Genomic DNA, 17,896 nt, shown 5'->3' on the forward strand with positions numbered 1-17,896 from the left:
CGTCGGATGTACTGGCCTCTTCGCGGGCAAGCGCGCTCCTACACCGATCAGCGGCGCATCATGAATTCTTGCGTCGCACGCACTCGCCCCTTCCCGGCTGAAGCCGGTCCCACATAAGCAGCGTGTGCAGTCAGTGAGATTGGGTGGACGCGGATGTAGGACCGCACGCGGTCGTACTCTCACTCCGCGCTTAATCCGCCAGCCAGCCGTTGACCCAGTGCTGAAGGTTGTCGCCGCGCAGTACGTAGTCACGCATGACCACTTCTTTCAGCTCATCGCCCATGCGGTAGCTGGCGTCCGGGTCGGTCAGGTGCATGCGGATCGCTTCCAGCCATTCGGCGGTGCTGTTGGTCATCACGCGGGTGCACGGCAGGTAACCGTCGTAAGCCCGGGTGTCGGTGCAGATCACCGGGTAACCGCACGCCCCGTATTCCAGCAGGCGCAGGTTGCTTTTGCAGTCGTTGAAGATGTGGTGCTCCAGCGGCGCCAGCGCGAGGTCGAGGTTCAGAGCCGCGAGTTTGGCCGGATAGGCCAGCAAGCCCACTGACGGATGAAACTCGTGCACGTACGGGCGCAGCGACTCGGGGCACATGCCGAAGAACACCCACTCGACCTGATCGGCCAGCTCGCGCACGACCTCGGCGATGATCTCCAGATCACCGGCATGGCTGGTCCCGCCACCCCAGCCGACCCGAGGTTTTTTCGAGGTGCGGCGCTGGCTGCGCAGGCCGGTCCAGAGCTGTGACGCCAGCATGTTCGGGACCACCCGGATGTCGTGGTGCATCCCCGACAGTGCATCGGCCAGCGTCACGGTCGACACCACCACCCGATCACACAGGCTGGTGCCCAGACGCACCATGGCTTCCATGTTCGACGGCATGCTGCGCAGATGGCCGTTCTTTTTTGGCACGCTGATCACGTAGTCGTCCAGCTCGTAGATGCGCCGGGCGTTGGAGTACGCCTTGAGGCTGGCAACCTGATCGATCGAATTCTGACTGTAACGGCACTGCACGATGATCACATCCGGTGACTGACGCTCCAGCTCGATGATCGACGGCAGGTCGTAGCTCATCCGCCCGGCAATTCGGCCGTCGGCCTCCAGCTCCAGAAACGGCTGGGACACGCGGTAGTGACCCACCGCCGTGCTGTTGACCGGGATCGCCAGCACATTCGGCAAACGCCGCGATGAATAAGGATTCCAGCCTTTTTTAAGGCCCGGCTCCAGGCTGTAGAACGAACCGGTCAGGCGCAGGTTGGTGTTGTAGGCCGGGTCACGGGCGAGGATCGGCAGCCAGCGTTTGTAGAAAGCGTGCTGATCGTCAACCTGGGACTGCTTCTCGCACGTCTGTTCAGCCGGCGTCGAAGCGCCGATCGCCAGCACGGCACGCGGTGCCCAGACCACCAAATGGCCGGACTCCCGCACGCGCAGGCAGAAATCCACTTCGCTCAGGCTACCGCTGAACTCGTGGCTGTTCAGACCGCCGAGCTGCTCAAACAAAGCGCGGCGCACCAGCAGGCAGTGGCCGCCCACCGCGCTCAGATCCTGAGCCGCTTGCAACCGCAGCAGATGACCGGGCGCGTGCAGTGGCTCGCCAAAAAATGCAGGGCCGGCCGGGCCGTGGTAACCCAGAATCAGCCCGGCCTGGAGAATGTAGCCTTCGGGGGTGAACAGCTTGGCGCCGACCACGCCCACTTCTTCCCGCCGACCGTGATTGACCAGTTCGCCCAGCCACGCGGAATCGGCGACCACCGCATAGACACTGAGCATCAGCAGGTGCTCGCCGCGGGCATGGCCGGCGGCGAAATTGCGCACGTCGGCGCCGTTGCCCTGCCCTTCGTAATGCAGCACGCGCAGCGTGTCGCCACCGATCTGCTGCATGTCCGCCAGCCAGGACCGCGCCTCCGCACTTTGACTGGCGCAGTCGACGATCAGCACTTCGAAGTGATCGTAAGTGGTCTTCGACAGCAGCGACTCAACACAGCGCTGCAACGCCGCCAACTGGTCCTGATGGACGACGATGATCGACACGAGCGGACGCGCGTCACTCAGGTAATCAATGTGATTGAGCCATTGCCCTTCCACCTCGTGCAGCTGATGAGCGATGCCCATGCGCTGCAGATGCGCGCCGAGCACCGGGGCGTTTTGCGCCATGACCTCTGGCAGCGCCAGCCACGACTGAAACGGGAACTGCGACTCGACGAGGATTTCCGAAACGTGCTGAACCACCACGCCGTGGGTTTCGGTCAGGCGCCAGATCGCGTCGTGGGGCGCGAGTTCGCCGTAAGCGGAGTCGAAACCACCGACCCTGACCAGCGCGTCCATCTGAAACGCCAGAACCCGGCCGACGTAGGGATAACTGCGCAGCAGGTCGAGGTTGAAGTCAGGCCGAAAGACCGGCTCGGCCGACTCGCCTTCATGCAATGCGCCTTCGTCGCCGTACAGGCACAGCACGTCCGGCGAGTGGGCAACGCGTTCGGCGAGGATCAGCAGCGCACAATCGGTCAGCCGATCCCCCGCCCGCAGCAGGTAACACCAGTCGCCGCGCTCGAGCTGGGGCAGCAGGTCATTGAGTTGCGCCAGCCAGTCGGACTGCAGCGGCAAGGTGAACACACGGCCATCAAGCACTGGCGCTTCACAGGCGCTGGACAGCACCAGGGTCAATTCGGTGGCGTACAACTGCGCGTCAAGGCTGGCCAGGGTCAAGGCCACGCCGGCAGCGCTGGCATGTTCGTCGAGCACCACCGCGATCATCTTCGGCTGCGACGGCCACGTGGCGACGTTATCCGCCACGCGCAGGCGGTCGGCGCCAAACAGGGTGCGGAAGCTCAACCACTGCTGGTACAGCTCCGCAAAACTCTCGCTGTCGGTGCCGACCCGCCACGGCAAGGAGGCTTGACGATCACCGAGCATGCGGCTGAGCGGCAGCTCTTGCCAGACGCGGGTTTGCTCCAGCGCCTGAGTCAGCGGCACGAAGCGCACCCAGCCGTATTCGGGAGCGTCTTCGCCGGTCCGCGCCTTCAGCATCTTGCCCAGCCACTGACGCTCGTCCGGGATGAGGTCCCTGACCCACTGCTTGCGGCTCAAGCGGTCCGGGTGCAAACGTTCGGCGCTGAGCACGTCGTTGAGCATGACCATGTTGCCGCGCTTGAGCAGGCAAACGTAGAGCACGAAATCCACCAGCGCGGTGAAGCCGTCGCCCACTTCGCGGAGCGCCGGCAGAATCACCTGAACGTCGCTGCGACGCATCAACGAGCTGCTGAGCCCGCCAAGAAAATTGGTCGGCGAAATATCGAACACCGAGAGCAGGTCCGCGCCGTAGAACACCGAGCTGGATTCGGCCAGCGGGGCATTCTCGATGCGCACCGGCAACTGAATGTCCTGGGGATCGCAGAAATAACGCTGGGCCAGCACCAGGCTGACGTCGTCATGCTCCGCCAGAACGCTCGCCTGACGTGCGACGGCCGCCGGAAACAGCCGATCGTCATCACAGAAAAACTTGATGAACTCGCCCTGCGCTTCGTGCAGGCACACCAGCAGGTTGCCGACGAAACCCTGACGCTTGGGGTTGCGCACGTAACGCAGGGTGACCGGGCTTGAGTCGAGGTGTTTTTCAACAATGCGCTGGATTTCGTCGGTCTGGCTGTCGTCGCAGACCACCACTTCCAGGGGCCGATAGGTTTGGGCCAGGGCGTCCAGCAGGGCTCGCTGGAGAAAGCGCGGGTTGTAGGCGGGAATGACGAGGCTGACGAGGGGAGCTGAATTCACGGGCGGGACTCACGAGCGGTGCCGTTCCCCGGGGAAAGGATCGGCATAACCGCTGACAATACGGTTGACGCTCAACGGTGGCGACGCCTGCTGGTCAGGGGCCGCCCTCCGCTGGGCCGATTACAACTTGCTGAACAGGTTCAGCGCAGACAGTTGGGTGAACACCAGCTGCGAGGCCTGCAGCATGGTTTTCTGCAGGGTCAGACGGGCGATGGCATCGACCGGGTCGGACGCGGTAATCGTGCCCGATTCGGTAGTGCCGTTGTCGATCATCGTCTGGTTGGTCACGCCCTGTTCGGTCGCCGTCTTGGCCCGGGCACCGCCTTCGCTGGTTGCACTGATGATCTGCTCGGCCGCACTTTTCAGGTTACCGATGGTGGACGTCATGGTGGCCTGCAGTTTCTGCTGGGCAACCGGGTCGCCATCGACCTTGCCGTTGAGCGCGGTGATGACCTTGGTCAAGGTGTTCAGCACGTTCTGGCTTTGCTGAGTCGACGACTGCGCAGTGAACTGGTCACCTGCAGCCAGCGTCGGCGGCGTGCCGCTGAAGGTGAAGGTCACACCGGAGGCCGTCGCCGTGTTGCCGCTCAGCGTGCCGGTGGACACCGGTTTGCTGGTCGCCGCGTCATAAGGCGCCGCGTACAGGTTGAAGGTGGTGGCGTCGGTAAAGCGCACGACAGCGCCGCCCGACGGGAAGGTTTTGTCGAACGCGGCCTGGTCGGTCACCACCGAGCTGGTGATCACGTCGGTCGAGGTGTTGGCCGGCAGCCGCGAGGTGCTCACCGCGCTGGGGGAAACACCCAGCTGGAAGGTATGGTTTTTCACCGCCGCGTCTGCGGCAGTGGTGTTTGTGTACTGATCCTTGGTCAAGTTGATGTTCAGGTTCAGTTCCAGGCCACGGAAGGTGATGGCCTGGTTCGCCGAACTGCTGGACGCAAACTTGCCGGCAGCCGTCGCCTCGCCCGTCACATCCTGGTTGTTCTTGTCGAGGATCGTGTACGCCGTGCTGCTGGTGAAGGAAATCTTGTACGGCTGGCCGGCGGTGAAACTGGTGTCGTAGGTGGCAGCATTGCTGACGCTGCCGCCGGACAACGAAATCACGCCGTCATCAGCGCCCGCGACCAGGGTCGTCGAGGTGCGCGTGGTGTTGATAGCCTGTTCGAATGCATCCCAGCCGGTGGTGTTGCTGGCCATGGAAATGCCGCTGCCGACGGCCAGCAGGTTACGCGTCTGGTCGCCCTGATAGCTGTAGGTACCGTCGGAACTGACGGCGTATGGCGCCGTGGTGCCCTTGGACCCGGAGAACAGATAGGTGCCGTCGGCGTCCTGGCTGTTCATCAGGCCGAGAATCTGCCCCTGCAACTCTTTGAGCTCGGCGGCGTTGGCCTGCCGGTCCTTGTCGGTGAACGAGGTGTTGGCGGCGCCCAGTACCAGTTCCTGCGCGCGCTGAATCGCCGAGGTGATGCCCGTCAGGGCGGTCTCGGTCTGCACGACGCTGGTGTTGACCGTGTCGATGTTGGACTTGTACTGATTGAGCATCGTGCCCATCTGCTGCAACTGCAGCACGCGGCCCGCGCCGACAGGGTCGTCGCCGGCGGTGTTGAGCTTGACCTGACTGGCCACTTCATCGCCGGTCTTGGTGACGTTGGCGTAAGTGCGCGAGTAGTTCGAGGCGCTGGTTTCGTAAAACTGGGTCGTTGAGATACGCATGGATTACGATTCCTTAAAGACTGTTGATCAGCGTGCTGAAGATGGCTTGAGCGGCTTTGATGATCTGCGAAGACGCGGTGTAGTACTGCTGATACTTGACCAGGTTGGCGGCTTCTTCGTCCAGCGATACGCCAGAAACGCTGTCGCGCGCGGTCTTGGCCTGGGTCAGCACCGCGGTGGTCGCCGTCGTGTCGCCCTTGGCCTGGGCCGCCTTGCTGCCCACCGTGGTGATCATGTTGGCGTTGGCACCGCTCAGGCTCATGCCCGTGCCATTGCCGGCGGCGGTGTCGAGGGTCTGTTTGGTCTGCAGGGTACCCACCGACACCGCGTTGCGGTTGTCCAGAGACCCGGCGCCGGTCATGGCGATGCTGTAGGTGTCGCCGCTTGTGGCCGAGCCGGCGAGGGTCATGCCGAACTTGAACGACTGCGCCGCGCCCGACGAGTCGGTGTAACCCACCTCCAGACTGATGTCGTTTGACTGGTTCTGCACCACCGAGCCGGTGATCGCATTGCCGGATTTGTCCAGCACCGGATCGCCCTTCGCATTGACCAGGGAATAGCTTTGAGCACCATTGGTCACATCGCCCATGAGCAGGCGCATCGGCGTCGAGGCCGTGAGTGCGTTACGCAGGTCGGCGGTGGCGGTCGGATTGTAGATGTCGGCCTGGGTCGACAACACGGGCTGGGTGAACGTCCCCGAGCCTTTACTCACGATAGCGCTGCCGGTCAGCGGACTGGCCGAGGCGATGGCTTTCGGGTCGGTCATCACGACCTTGATGCCGTCAGCGCCGGTCTTGGTCGGGCTGATCTTGAAGCTGTCACCCTCGGTAGAGGTGCCGTTGAATTTCAGCGAGAACCCGTCGATGACCGGCGCGGTGGTGGCGCTGGTGTTATACGAACCCATGTCCTTGCCGTCCGGCAGCCGCTTGACGCTGTACTGGCCGCTGGCATCGGTGAAGGTCACCTGATAGTCGTTGGTCTGCAGCGCGCCGCTGTTGGCAATGGACACCGCGAAGTTGCCCGACGACTGATCGTTGGTCGTGTTGGCAAGGCTGCGCTGGCTGGTCAGGCTCGGGTCGTTGATGCTGGTGAACAGGTTGCTGCCGAATTTGCCGTTGGCGTCGACGCCCTGGTTGAGCTGGCTGTTGATCTGATCGGAAGCGACCAGCGCCAGACGGCCCAGCTCGCTGGCAGCGGGCTGCAGCACGTCGCTGCGATAACGCAGCAGCCCGCCCAGGGAACCGCCGGTGACCACACTGGACACATCGACTTCGTTGTTCTGATATTTCAGTTTCAGCGCGTAAACGCTGGGGTCGCTGTCGCTCGGCGCTGCGCTCAGGGTGTTGGCGGTGGTGCCGGTGACCAGCGGCTGGCCGGTACCGATATAGACGTCATAGCTGCCGTTGGTTTCAACGACCTTGGCGCCCACCAGTTCATTCAACTGACGTACCGCCTCGGTCCGCGAATCGAGCAGCGTGTTGGGCTGACCGCCGGAGGACTGGGCCTCGGTGATTTGCTTGTTGAGGACGGCAATGGACGACGCCAGGGCGTTCACCTGCCCTGCTGCCGTGGTCAGCTGGGTATTGATGCTGGCGCTCTGGTCTTTCATCTGCGCCGAGATGGTGTTGAACTGACCGGCCAGCGCCGATGCACTGGTCAGAAACGTCGTACGGGCAGCCGTGTCGGTAGGCTGTTTGGCCAAGGCGCTCAGGTCAGTGAAAAACTTCGCCAGCACGGTGCTCACGCCGGTCGAGCTGTCGGACAGGATCGAGTCGAGCTTGCTGGCCTGGCTCAGGTACGCGGTGGCGTCGGCGTTGAGCGATGTGCTGGTCTGCAATTGGTTATCGAGGTAGCCGTTGTAGATACGGCGCACGTCGGACAACGTCGTACCGGTGCCGATGAAACCGACACCGATATTCTGCTGAGCCCCGGCGGTGGTCATCACTTGCTGACGCGAGTAGCCCTGCGTGTCGACGTTGGCCGTGTTGTTGCCAATCGTGGTCAATGCTGCGCTGCTGGCGGTGAGTCCCGAAAGCCCGATTGAGATCAGTGACATGGTTCAAACCTTATAAAGTCGTGGAAGAGCCCGAGGCGGATGCGTAGGTCTGGTAACTCTTCATCTGTTTCGCTATCTGAGAAATCTTGCTGGCATAGGACGGGTCGGTTGCGTATCCGGCCTTCTGCAGCTCTTTCACAAACTGTTCCGGGTTATCGGCGGATTTGAGGGTTTCTTGATAGCGATTGTTGTTCTGCAGGAAGCTCACCAGGTCGTGGAAGCTGCTGGCGTACGAGTCGTAGGCGCGGAAGTCCGCGGTTTCCTTGACCATCTTGCCGTCGCGGAACTCGCTGGTGATCGCGCGGGCTTCCGGCCCTTTCCAGCCGCCCTGGGCCTTGATGCCGAAGAGGTTGTGGCTGCTGCCGCCGTCGGACTGACGCATGATCGATTTGCCCCAGCCGGTTTCCAGCGCAGCCTGGGCCACCAGCACGCTCGGATCGACGCCGATTCGCGCGGCAGCGTCCTTGGCCAGCGGCATCATCGTGGCGACGAAGTCATCACGGTTGGCGAATGCACTCTTGCCCGGCGCCAGCGGCGTCTGCACGCGGCTGCGCACATAAGCGTCAGCGTCGGCGGCGTACTGCGGCCCGACGGTCCAGTCGCCATTGTTCTGTTGACCGGCGCTTTTCGCGGCGGCCACGGCATTGGAGACGGCAATGCGGTTCTTCAGTGTGGTAGCGCTGGCGCTCGCGTCCTGGCCTGCGGCGGTGGTTGTGCCAGTTGTCGGGACGATACCGGCCATGATGCGGTCGCTGAGCTTGCTCGGCAGCGACAGGCGTCGGGAATTCAGCGCCGCCACGTCGCTGTGCACGGTGCCTTCGGTTGCAGCGGGCGCAGTCACCGAACGGGTGGCCCACAGCGGACGCTGGGCAATGCGCGTGGCCAGGCCGGCCTGTGCAGGCGCGTCGGCTTTGCCGTCGACCTTCGCCTCCGTTTTGCCGCCGGACACAAGCCCGGTGCTGGCCGGCGCAATTTCAGTGCCTTTGTTTTTCGACAGCTGACGCATGAGCACGTCCTGCAGACCAATGCCGCCACCCTCGCGAGACATGCTCACCGAAAGCTGCTGGTCGTACATGTCCTGATACTGCCGCGTCGCCGCGGTGTTCATCGGGTTGTCCTTGGCCAGCACTTCGTTGGCCGAACGCATGGCCTTGAGCATCTGGCTGACGAACAGCGACTCGAATTCCTGCGCGACTTTTTTAAGGTTGCCCTCGCTGTCGCGATCACCGGTTTTCATGGCCGTCAGACGATTGAGGTCGGTGTACGCACCTGAATCACCGGAAGAGACGCCGCCGCTTGGAATGCTCATTCAGTTTGCCTCTTAAATCACGATCAGGTCGGCTTGCAACGCGCCGGCCTGTTTCAGCGCTTCGAGAATCGCCATCAAGTCGCCTGGCGCTGCGCCCACCTGGTTAACCGCACGGACGATTTCATCCAGCGTGGTGCCCGGACCGAACTTGAACATCGGGTGCAGTTCCTGCTGGGCGTTGATCTTCGAGCGCGGGACCACAGCGGTCTGGCCGTTGGAGAACGCGCCCGGCTGGCTGACGATCGGGTCTTCGGTGATGGTCACGGTCAGGCTGCCGTGGGTGACGGCTGCCGGCGAAACCTTGACGTTCTGGCCGATGACGATGGTGCCCGTCCGCGAGTTGATGATGACTTTGGCGGACGTCTGGCCCGGATCGATTTCCAGGTTTTCCAGCACCGACAGGTAATCAACACGCTGGTTGGGGTCCAGCGGCGCAGTGACCCGCACGGAGCCGCCGTCCAGCGCCTGGGCGACGCCAGGGCCGAGCATGTCGTTGATCTTATCGACGATGCGCTTGGCGGTGGTGAAGTCATTGCGATTAAGGTTCAGGGTCAGCGAGTTGCCCTGGTTGAAGCCACTCGGCACGGCACGTTCAACGGATGCGCCACCGGGAATGCGCCCGGAAGACGGAACGTTGACGGTGATCTTCGAGCCGTCGCGGCCTTCAGCGTCAAAGCCGCCGACCACCAGGTTGCCCTGGCCTATGGCGTAGACGTTGCCGTCGATGCCCTTCATCGGGGTCATCAACAGGGCGCCACCGCGCAGGCTTTTCGAGTTACCGATGGACGACACGGTGATGTCGATCTGCTGACCCGGTTTGGCGAACGGCGGCAGGTCGGCGTACACGGCCACGGCCGCGACGTTTTTCAGCTGCACGGTGCCCGAACCCGCCGGCACCTTGATGCCGAACTGCGAGAGCATGTTGTTGAAAGTCTGCAGGGTGAACGGCGTCTGGGTGGTCTGGTCACCCGTGCCGTTGAGCCCCACCACCAGACCGTAACCGATCAACTGGTTGGTCCGTACGCCGGAAATGCTGGCGATGTCCTTCAGGCGCTCGGCGTGTGCGCCCAGTGCGGTGGTGAACAGCAGCGCTGCCGCTATCAGTTGCTTGAACGTGATCATGGCTATCCCGCTATCAGAAAGGGAACAACGGGCTGAGGAAGAATCGGTCGAACCAGCCTGGCTGACTGGAATCGGCAAACGCGCCTGTACCGGAATAAGTGATGCGTGCATCGGCGATGCGAGTCGACGACACGGTGTTGTCGGTGGCGATGTCGTCAGCACGGATCAGGCCGGCGATGCGCACCAGTTCGTCACCTGTGTTCAGCGTCATCCACTTCTCGCCGCGCACCGACAGAATGCCGTTGGGCATCACGTCAGCGACGGTCACGGTGATCGAGCCGGTCAGGCTGTTGCTCTGCGCCGCCTTGCCGTCACCCTTGGTGGCGCGGTCGCCGGTGTATCCGGCGTCCAGGCTGAGGTTGCCGCCGCCGACCGGGTTGTTGGTGCTCACGCCTGCGCCAAACAGCGAGGTCAGGCCAAGGCTGGTTTTGCTGGTCTTGCTGATCCCGGAGCTGGCGGCCTTGCTGGCGGCCATCTTCTCGGAAAGCGTGATGGTGATGATGTCGCCGACCCGGTAGGCCTTGCGGTCGCCATACATGTTCTGTTCGAAACCGGCCTGATAAATCGAACCATTGCTGGCCGCTGAAGGCAGCGGCGTGCGCGGCAACACCGGCGCGTAATAAGGGTCATTGGGTTTGGCCGCAGGCGCAACGCAGCCGGTCAGCAGCGCGATACCGCACACAGGAGCTGCCAACAGGGAAAGCCGCAATACAGAGAGCCGTTTCATGACACTTAAAACCTCGCGGTGTAGCAGGCGTTTTTCAGGCGCCCCTTGGAATTGATCAGGTGTTTCGCAGCAGGACATCAGGCGTTTCAAGAAGGGCTTACAGGTTCTGGGTCACGTACTGAAGCATCGAGTCAGCGGTCGAGATCACTTTGGAGTTCATCTCGTAGGCGCGCTGGGTGGTGATCATGTTCACCAGCTCTTCAACGGTGCTGACGTTGGAGTTTTCCAGGGTGTTCTGCTTGACCACGCCCAGACCGTTGAGGCCCGGCGTACCGACCTGCGGCGCGCCGCTGGAAGCGGTTTCCAGGTACAGGTTGCCGCCCTGGGATTGCAGGCCGGCCGGGTTGATGAAGTCCGCCGTCTGCACGTTGCCGATGATCTGTGGGGTCGCGGTGTTGGCCGACGTGGTGATCGACACGGTGCCGTCTTCGCCGACGGTGAAGGTCTGCGAGTCTTGCGGAACGACGATCGCCGGCTCCAGTGCGTAGCCGTTGGCGGTTACGATCTGGCCGTTGCTGTCCAGGTGGAACGTACCGTCGCGGGTGTACGCCAGGGTGCCGTCAGGCTGACGGATCTGGAAGAAACCGCGACCGTTGACCGCCATGTCCAGCGGCTGGTTGGTGGTCTGCAGGCTGCCGGCGGTGAAGTTTTTCTGGGTGCCGACGATGCGCACACCGGTACCCAGTTGCAGGCCCGATGGCAGCTCGCTGTCCTGAGTGGACTGGGCGCCTGGTTGACGCTTGATCTGGTACAGCAGGTCCTGGAATTCCGCACGGTCGCTTTTGAAACCGGTGGTCGAAACGTTGGCCAGGTTGTTGGAAATGGTCGTCAGGTTGGTGTCCTGGGCGGCCAGACCGGTTTTAGCAACATAGAGTGCCGGAAGCATGTTTGAATCTCCTCGAGCGCCTGTTTATCGGCGCAAGCTGTCAGTCATTAGCCCATTTGCAAGACGCGAGCCATCGACTCGTCATCCTGCTCGGCGGTCTTCATCATCTTGATGTGCAGTTCGAATTGGCGGGACAGCGCCAGCACCGACGTCATCTCGTCGACGGCGTTGACGTTGCTGGCCTGCAGAAACCCGGATTCGACCTGCACGTCGGCATCGGCCTGGGCCGGTCTGCCGCTCTTGGTGTGCATCAGACCGTCGGGGCCTTTTTCCATGGTCGTCTGATCGCCCTTGACCAGCTTGATGCGGTCGATCTGGGCCATGACCTGCGGACTCTCACCCAGCGAGCGAACGCTGATGGTGCCGTCGGCGCCGATCTCGATCTGCTGCTGCGGAGGCACGGCAATCGGCCCGCTGTTGCCCATGACCGGCAAACCATTGCCATCACGCAACACGCCGAGGGCGTCGATGTTCATGCTGGAGGTGCGGGTGTAGGCTTCGCCGCCGTCGGCGGTCTGCACCGCCATCCAGCCGTTGCCTTTGACGGCGACGTCCAGCTCGCGACCGGTGTCGACCATCGCACCCTGGCTGAAGTCAGTGCCTGGACGTTCGCTCATGGCGTACGCCCGGGACGGGTTGACCTCGCCGAACACCGGCATTGAGCGCGCCTGTTCGAGGTCGCGCTGAAACCCGTTGGTCGAAACGTTCGCCAGGTTGTTGGCATGGGCCTTTTGGGCGATGGCGTTTTCCGACGCTCCGCTCATGGCCACGTATAGCAACTTGTCCACAGTCTTCCTCCTCCGACAGACGCTTGCCGCCTGTAGCTGTACTGAACAGGTCATAGCAATAATCGAACCAGTTTTTCAGCGGTGATACAAAGCGTTGATTCTTCAATGATTCCGGCCGCTTTCCATGGACTTGAATCCGGTTTGCGTCGCCGCGCGACAGCAGACTGCCGGTTTCCTGCGAATCGACGGCAGCGAGCGCCAGAAAACTCTCCATGGGGTGCGAAACTTGCAGCGTTTTGTGAATTCGCTTTAGTCGTTACGGAAATCTGTCATGCGTCTGCGCGTCGCCCTTCTCCTCACACTGATTGCCTGCTCGTTCGCCGTATGGGCGGCGCCGGCGCCTTATTTCCTCTGGCAAGGCGCACACCGCACGGTCTGCGCCCAAACCAGCCCAGGCGAAGGCTGGACGCGGATCAGCGCCGCGTATGTGAAGTCGGATTGTTCGATTTAAAGGGGCGCTGCTTCAGTAGGAGCGTGGCTTGTCCTGCGATCTGGCGCGCAGCGGCAGTAAACCCGATGAATGCGGTGTGTCAGAAAGAATGGCGCCGCGAGGTTTGACGACTGCTTCGCAGCCGATCGCGGGACAAGCCACGCTCCTACAGACGTGTGTCTTGCCCTGAAATTTTGACCAACGCAAAAATGTCGAAGGAGCGCGCTTGCCCGCGAATGCGGTGTGCCTGTGACGAATCAATCGCCTGACACGCCGCGTTCGCCAGCAAGCCGGCTCCTACGGATGCTGGGTACGACAAAAAATTTTTGCCTTGCCGAGACCCACTGTAGGAGCGCGCTTGCCCGCGAAGGCGGTGTGCGTGTGACGAATCAATCGCCTGACACGCCGCGTTCCCGGCTAAAGCCGGTCCTACATTCGCGTTCACACACAATCTCACTGACTGCGCGCGTAGCTTTTGTAGGACCGGCTTCAGCCGGGAAGAGGCCGGTTGGGCTGCCGAGATTTATTCCGGAAGGTTGAAGTGTGGCGGGTGCTCAATCAAGTCGCGCGTATCAACGTCTGCATCAGCTCCGCCTCCGTCGACAGTGTTTTCGAGTTCGCTTGATAGGCCGTTTGCGCCTGGATCAGCTCCACCAGCTCATTGGTCAACGTGACGTTGGAGCCCTCGAGCGAGTGCCCGATAACGCTGCCCAACGTGCCAACACCCGGCGAGTCGTAATTGGCGGCGCCGGAAGCCAGGGTTTCGACCCAGCGCGTGTCGCTCACCGGCTGCAGGCCCTGGTTGTTGGCGAAGCTGGCGAGCATGACCTGACCGACATTGCGGTGCAGGCCATTGCTGAACCCGATCATCAGCATGCCGCTCTTGTCGATCTTCAGCTGGGTGGCCTGCCCTGCCCCATGGCCGTCGATGACGATGTTGCTGCTGCCGGTGGCGGCGTTGTGCTGACTGATCTTGTTGAAGTCCATGACAATGCCGTCGGCATTTCCCACAGCGCCATTCGCACCCCAACGCCCGCCCGGCTTGTTGCCATCCAGCGGTTTGGCCGGCACCCAGCCGCCGAGGGTCAGGGTGTTGTTGGCGGCGGTCAGCCATTGGCTGCCGATCAGCGATTGCAACGAGCCGCCTGAGTCAAACAACATGCTCGCCGTCGACGGCGCCGTACTGGTCGGGTCCTGCGGGTTGCGCCCGTCGATCAGCGTATGCATCTTCCAGCTGTTGCTGCCGTCTTTGACAAAGTACTGGGTCATCTCGTGGCGCGTGCCGAGGCTGTCGAACACGCCATAGGGTGACGCCTTGGTGTAGGTGGTGATGTCCGCAGGATTGAAGGTCGGCACCGGGCGCGGCATGAGCGGGTCGGCCGGGTAGAGCACGGGCAGTCCTCCGTCCAGCAGCGGCAGTGAGATCGGGCCCGGGGCGGGGGCGGGGGCCGGGCTTGCGGTCCAACTGCCGTTGACGTTGACCGCCGGGCGCCATGTCTGCAGGGACAACTCGGTGTCGGACATCATCTTCACCGCCGCCGTCGAGCCGGTGAGCGAAAGCCTGCCGGCCGCAGACACCTGCAAACCGATCTCCAGCGGCGCGGTACTGGTCGGGTCCAGCGGATTGACGCCGTCGACGAGAATGTACGACGTCCATTTGTCGTCTTCAGTCTTGACGAAGTACTGCTTGAGCTCGTGAGCCTGCGGCGGAACGCCGGCGTCCTGAATCAGCCGCCCCGTCACCCGCGTGTACGTGGTCGGGTCGCCAGGGTCGAAGCGCGGAATAGCCCCAAGTGACGGCGACCCCGCATTCAGGTTGAGGGTCTGCTCCATCTTGCCGGTGGCCTTGGGCGACATGCCGGCGGCGTCAATCTTCAGATCCGTCCGAACGCCGCTGATCACCTGTCCGTCGTCCGTCAGCCCATAGCCCTGCAAGCGGCTGCCGTGGGAGTCGACGACAAAATTCTGCGCATCCTTGATGAAGGCCCCTGACCGGCCGTAACTGATGGAACCGGCGTCACTCATGACAAAAAAACCGCTGCCCTGAATGCGCATGTCGAGGGCCCTACCCTCGCTGGTGATGACCCCGCCGGGCGCAAAATTCTGCGAAACGTTGGCCACCTGCACGCCATCCCCCGAGGCCGTCCGGCTGCCGCCGAGCAGGGATGAGGAATAGACCGCCGAGAACTCGGCGCGAGAGGATTTGAAACCGGCCGTGTGGACGTTGGCAATGTTGTTGCCAGCCACTTCCATGCGCTTGTGCGCCGCGTGCAAACCTGAAACCGCTGTGTTGAATGACATGAACACTCCCTGAGTCGTTGTTCAACGACACGCTCGTCAATGCATCGAGATTCGCGGGCAAAGGAATGCAATCGAACGGACCGCATAAACGGCGCCGCTCAATGGCATTTATTTGTCAGCGAACTTAATTCTCGCAAAGACGAAAGTAGGAAGTTTCCAGTTGTAGAGTGGGACGGCTCTTGATGTTTCATCCCGAAAAAAAGGCAAAAAAAAGCCCCTCCGAGAGGGGCTTGATCGAGCGTATCCAGCGACCGTTATCAGGTCATCTGAATGATCGTCTGCATGATAGTGCTCTGCGTCGAAATGGTCTTGGCGTTCGCCTGGTAGTTGCTCTGCGCCTTGATCAGGTTGACCAGTTCACCGGTCAGGTCGACGTTGGACTCTTCCAGCGCCTGCCCGGTCAAGTAACCCAGCGTACCCGACTGCGGCGCACCCGTGACCGGGATGCCCGACGCGGACGATTCGCGCCAATTGGTGCCGCCTGCCGGTGCCAGACCCTGAACGTTGGCGAAGTTGGTCAAAGACACTTGACCGATGACCGTCGACTGACCGTTGGTGTAGGTCGCGAACATCTTGCCGTTGGCATCGATGTTCATGGCCGTGATCTGACCGGTGGCGTAGCCGTTCTGGGTCTTGGTGATTGCACCCGACACGGAGTTGGTCTGAGTGGTCGCCAGCATGTTGAGCTTGATACCGCCCGCGTTGGCGGACGCACCGTTGCTCGACCAGGTGGTGGTGCTGCCAACGGTAGTCTTGGCAGACGGTACCCAGTTGTTGATGGTGAAAACACCGTCCGTACCCACCCCCACGTTTGGCGAGTTGGTGGTATCAGGGGCGCCGGTGCCGCTGGTGATCAAGCCACCCGAAGAATCGAAGGTCACGGCTGTCGCGTCAGCCTTGGTGGACGTGGGATCGCTGATGCTGCGACCGTCAACCAGGCTGTACATCGTCCAGGTATTGGTGCCCGTCTTCGAAAAATACTGGTCGAGGGTGTGCTCATTACCCTGACTGTCATACAGCGGCGTGCTGTAGGTGGTGGTGTAGCTGTTGGTGTCCGACGGCGAGAACGTCGCTACAGTCGGAACCGTCGACGAGGAGTTCAGGTTGGAAGCGACGGTGATCAAGCTGGTGCTTTTCGGCGCCAGGTTCGACGAATCGACACGCAGGTTGCTCAGCACGCCCGTGGCGACGTTGCCCTGACCGTCAACGCTGTAGCCCTGCAGGTTATTGCCCGCTTCGTTGACGATGTAGCCATCGGTGTCGGTGTGAAAAGCGCCGGCCCGGGTGTAGAGCTTCTCGCCGTTGTTGCTCATCATGAAGAAGCCGTTGCCGTTGATCGCCAGGTCCAGGCTGCGACCGGTACCGGTGCTCAGCGTGCCCTGGGTGAACTGCTGCGAAACCGCGGCGGTGGTGACGCCGCTGCCGGTGTTGGTGCCGCCGGACGTGCCGCGAATCGATTGGGCGTACTGGTCTGCAAACTCCGCACGGGAAGATTTGAAACCGGTGGTCGCGACGTTGGCAATGTTGTTGCCGGTAACGTCGAGACTTTTGTTTGCAGCATAGAGCCCACTAAGACCAACATTGAAAGACATGATTAACTCCTGCGCCGTCTAGTCGGCTCTAAATTCCGATTTGCTTGATTTTTGCCAGTGCCACCTGGGTGCCGCCGGCGAGGTTCAACGTCATGTCAGAGCCCGTTGTGCCCATGGTCACGCTGTTCACTGTCGCTGGCAGGTAAGTGCTCAGATTAGTAGCGGTGCCGTTGAGGCTGCCGTTGGCGACGAAGCTGTAATTGCCCGCTGCCACCGCTGCGCCGCTTTCATCTTTGCCATCCCAGCTAAAGGATGTGGTGCCGGCTGGCTGAGTGCCCAGGTCGATGGTGCGCACGACATTGGTACCGGTGCTGTCGTAGATCTTCACCGTGGTGGCGGTGCTGGACGATGGCAACACCACCGAGCCGGTCATGGCCTTGCTGGTGTCGACGTAGGTCGAACCGGCGTCCACGGTCACCGAACGGCCGACCAGGGACGAGGCCTGCAATGCCTGCGACGACTGGTACATGGTGCTGATCGAATCGACCGAGGTGCTCAGGTTCTGCATGGTTTCCAGGCTGCTGAACTGAGCCAGCTGCGCCACGAACTCGCTGTTGTCCTGCGGATCGAGCGGGTTCTGATTCTGCATTTGCGTGACCAGCAATTGCAGGAATGAATCCTTGCCCAGCGAACTGGACCCGGTGAGGCTGCTGGTGCTGGATTTGGTGCTAGTGCCTGTGGTTCCGGGGGTCGTGCTTTGCAGCCCTTTGAGGAACGACGAGGTAGCGTCTGTGTTTGAGACCGTCATGGATTTCGCCCTTTATCACTGACCCAGGGTCAGGACCTTCTGCATCATTGTTTTCGCGGTGTTCATGATTTCCGCGTTGGTCTGGAACGAACGGCTGGCCGAGATCATGTCGGCCATCTCGTTGACGACGTTGACGTTCGGGTAGTAGACGTAGCCGTTCTTGTCGGCTGACGGGTGGTTTGGCTCGTAACGTGCTTCCAGGTTGGAGGCGTCTTCGACGATGCCTGAAACCTGTACGCCGGTGCCGGCCTGGCCCTGGTCTTCGAACAGCGATGCACTGCCACCGGATTCCTGACCCTGGAAGACTGTGGCGAACACCGGATGGCGGGCGCGGTAGGTCTTGTCCATGCTGGAGGACACGGTTTCGGCGTTGGCAATGTTGCTGGCCACGGTGTTGAGGCGGGTGTTCTGGGCACTCATGCCGCTACCGGCAATATTGAAAACACTGGACAGGGACATGG

Annotated in this window: 13 protein-coding genes; 1 reads left to right on the forward strand and 12 read right to left on the reverse strand. The window is 61.9% G+C overall.

From position 1 onward, the window contains the following. Positions 1–190 precede the first annotated feature (190 nt). The 8 genes from L4G42_RS09480 to L4G42_RS09515 form a co-directional block, all read right to left on the reverse strand. A complete protein-coding gene (locus tag L4G42_RS09480) occupies positions 191–3,766 on the reverse strand; it encodes a glycosyltransferase (RefSeq protein ID WP_237260774.1) in 3,576 nt (1,191 codons plus the stop codon). A 120-nt stretch (positions 3,767–3,886) separates the two neighbouring features. Beyond that, positions 3,887–5,476, reverse strand: a complete 1,590-nt coding sequence (locus L4G42_RS09485) for a flagellar hook-associated protein 3 (protein WP_237251471.1) — start codon at positions 5,474–5,476, stop codon at positions 3,887–3,889. 13 nt (positions 5,477–5,489) lie between these two features. Further along, positions 5,490–7,532 carry a flagellar hook-associated protein FlgK gene (flgK, locus tag L4G42_RS09490; protein WP_237251472.1) on the reverse strand — a complete coding sequence of 681 codons (2,043 nt, stop codon included), beginning with the start codon at positions 7,530–7,532 and terminating at the stop codon, positions 5,490–5,492. Positions 7,533–7,542: 10 nt separating this feature from the next. Then, entirely contained in the window at positions 7,543–8,841 is a 1,299-nt protein-coding gene (gene flgJ, locus L4G42_RS09495) for a flagellar assembly peptidoglycan hydrolase FlgJ (protein ID WP_237251473.1), read from the reverse strand. A 12-nt stretch (positions 8,842–8,853) separates the two neighbouring features. Then, positions 8,854–9,963: a flagellar basal body P-ring protein FlgI gene (locus L4G42_RS09500; RefSeq protein ID WP_237251474.1), complete on the reverse strand. Its 1,110-nt coding sequence runs from the start codon at positions 9,961–9,963 to the stop codon at positions 8,854–8,856. 13 nt (positions 9,964–9,976) lie between these two features. Beyond that, positions 9,977–10,690, reverse strand: a complete 714-nt coding sequence (gene flgH, locus L4G42_RS09505; RefSeq protein ID WP_237251475.1) for a flagellar basal body L-ring protein FlgH — start codon at positions 10,688–10,690, stop codon at positions 9,977–9,979. A 97-nt stretch (positions 10,691–10,787) separates the two neighbouring features. Beyond that, complete coding sequence (flgG, locus tag L4G42_RS09510) at positions 10,788–11,576, reverse strand: flagellar basal-body rod protein FlgG (RefSeq protein ID WP_065987266.1); 789 nt, start codon at positions 11,574–11,576, stop codon at positions 10,788–10,790. A 47-nt stretch (positions 11,577–11,623) separates the two neighbouring features. Continuing rightward, positions 11,624–12,364 (reverse strand): flagellar basal body rod protein FlgF, encoded by a 741-nt coding sequence (locus tag L4G42_RS09515; RefSeq protein ID WP_074893051.1) that lies wholly within the window; start codon positions 12,362–12,364, stop codon positions 11,624–11,626. Positions 12,365–12,635: 271 nt separating this feature from the next. Between L4G42_RS09515 and L4G42_RS09520 the strand changes: the two genes are divergently transcribed. Beyond that, the gene (locus L4G42_RS09520) at positions 12,636–12,815 is read left to right on the forward strand and encodes a hypothetical protein (RefSeq protein WP_237251476.1); all 180 of its coding nucleotides are present in this window, start codon (positions 12,636–12,638) and stop codon (positions 12,813–12,815) included. A gap of 537 nt (positions 12,816–13,352) precedes the next feature. On the opposite strand, the gene L4G42_RS09525 is transcribed toward L4G42_RS09520, so the two are convergent. The 4 genes from L4G42_RS09525 to flgC form a co-directional block, all read right to left on the reverse strand. Continuing rightward, a complete protein-coding gene (locus tag L4G42_RS09525) occupies positions 13,353–15,095 on the reverse strand; it encodes a flagellar hook protein FlgE (protein ID WP_237259709.1) in 1,743 nt (580 codons plus the stop codon). A 257-nt stretch (positions 15,096–15,352) separates the two neighbouring features. Further along, positions 15,353–16,687 carry a flagellar hook protein FlgE gene (flgE, locus tag L4G42_RS09530; RefSeq protein ID WP_237251478.1) on the reverse strand — a complete coding sequence of 445 codons (1,335 nt, stop codon included), beginning with the start codon at positions 16,685–16,687 and terminating at the stop codon, positions 15,353–15,355. A gap of 28 nt (positions 16,688–16,715) precedes the next feature. Next, positions 16,716–17,435, reverse strand: a complete 720-nt coding sequence (locus L4G42_RS09535; RefSeq protein WP_237251479.1) for a flagellar hook assembly protein FlgD — start codon at positions 17,433–17,435, stop codon at positions 16,716–16,718. Positions 17,436–17,450: 15 nt separating this feature from the next. Next, complete coding sequence (flgC, locus tag L4G42_RS09540) at positions 17,451–17,894, reverse strand: flagellar basal body rod protein FlgC (RefSeq protein ID WP_133775926.1); 444 nt, start codon at positions 17,892–17,894, stop codon at positions 17,451–17,453. Between the last annotated feature and the right edge of the window lie 2 nt (positions 17,895–17,896).

Origin of the sequence: Pseudomonas petrae (assembly GCF_021728295.1) — a bacterium.
Taxonomy (GTDB): Bacteria; Pseudomonadota; Gammaproteobacteria; order Pseudomonadales; family Pseudomonadaceae; genus Aquipseudomonas; species Aquipseudomonas petrae.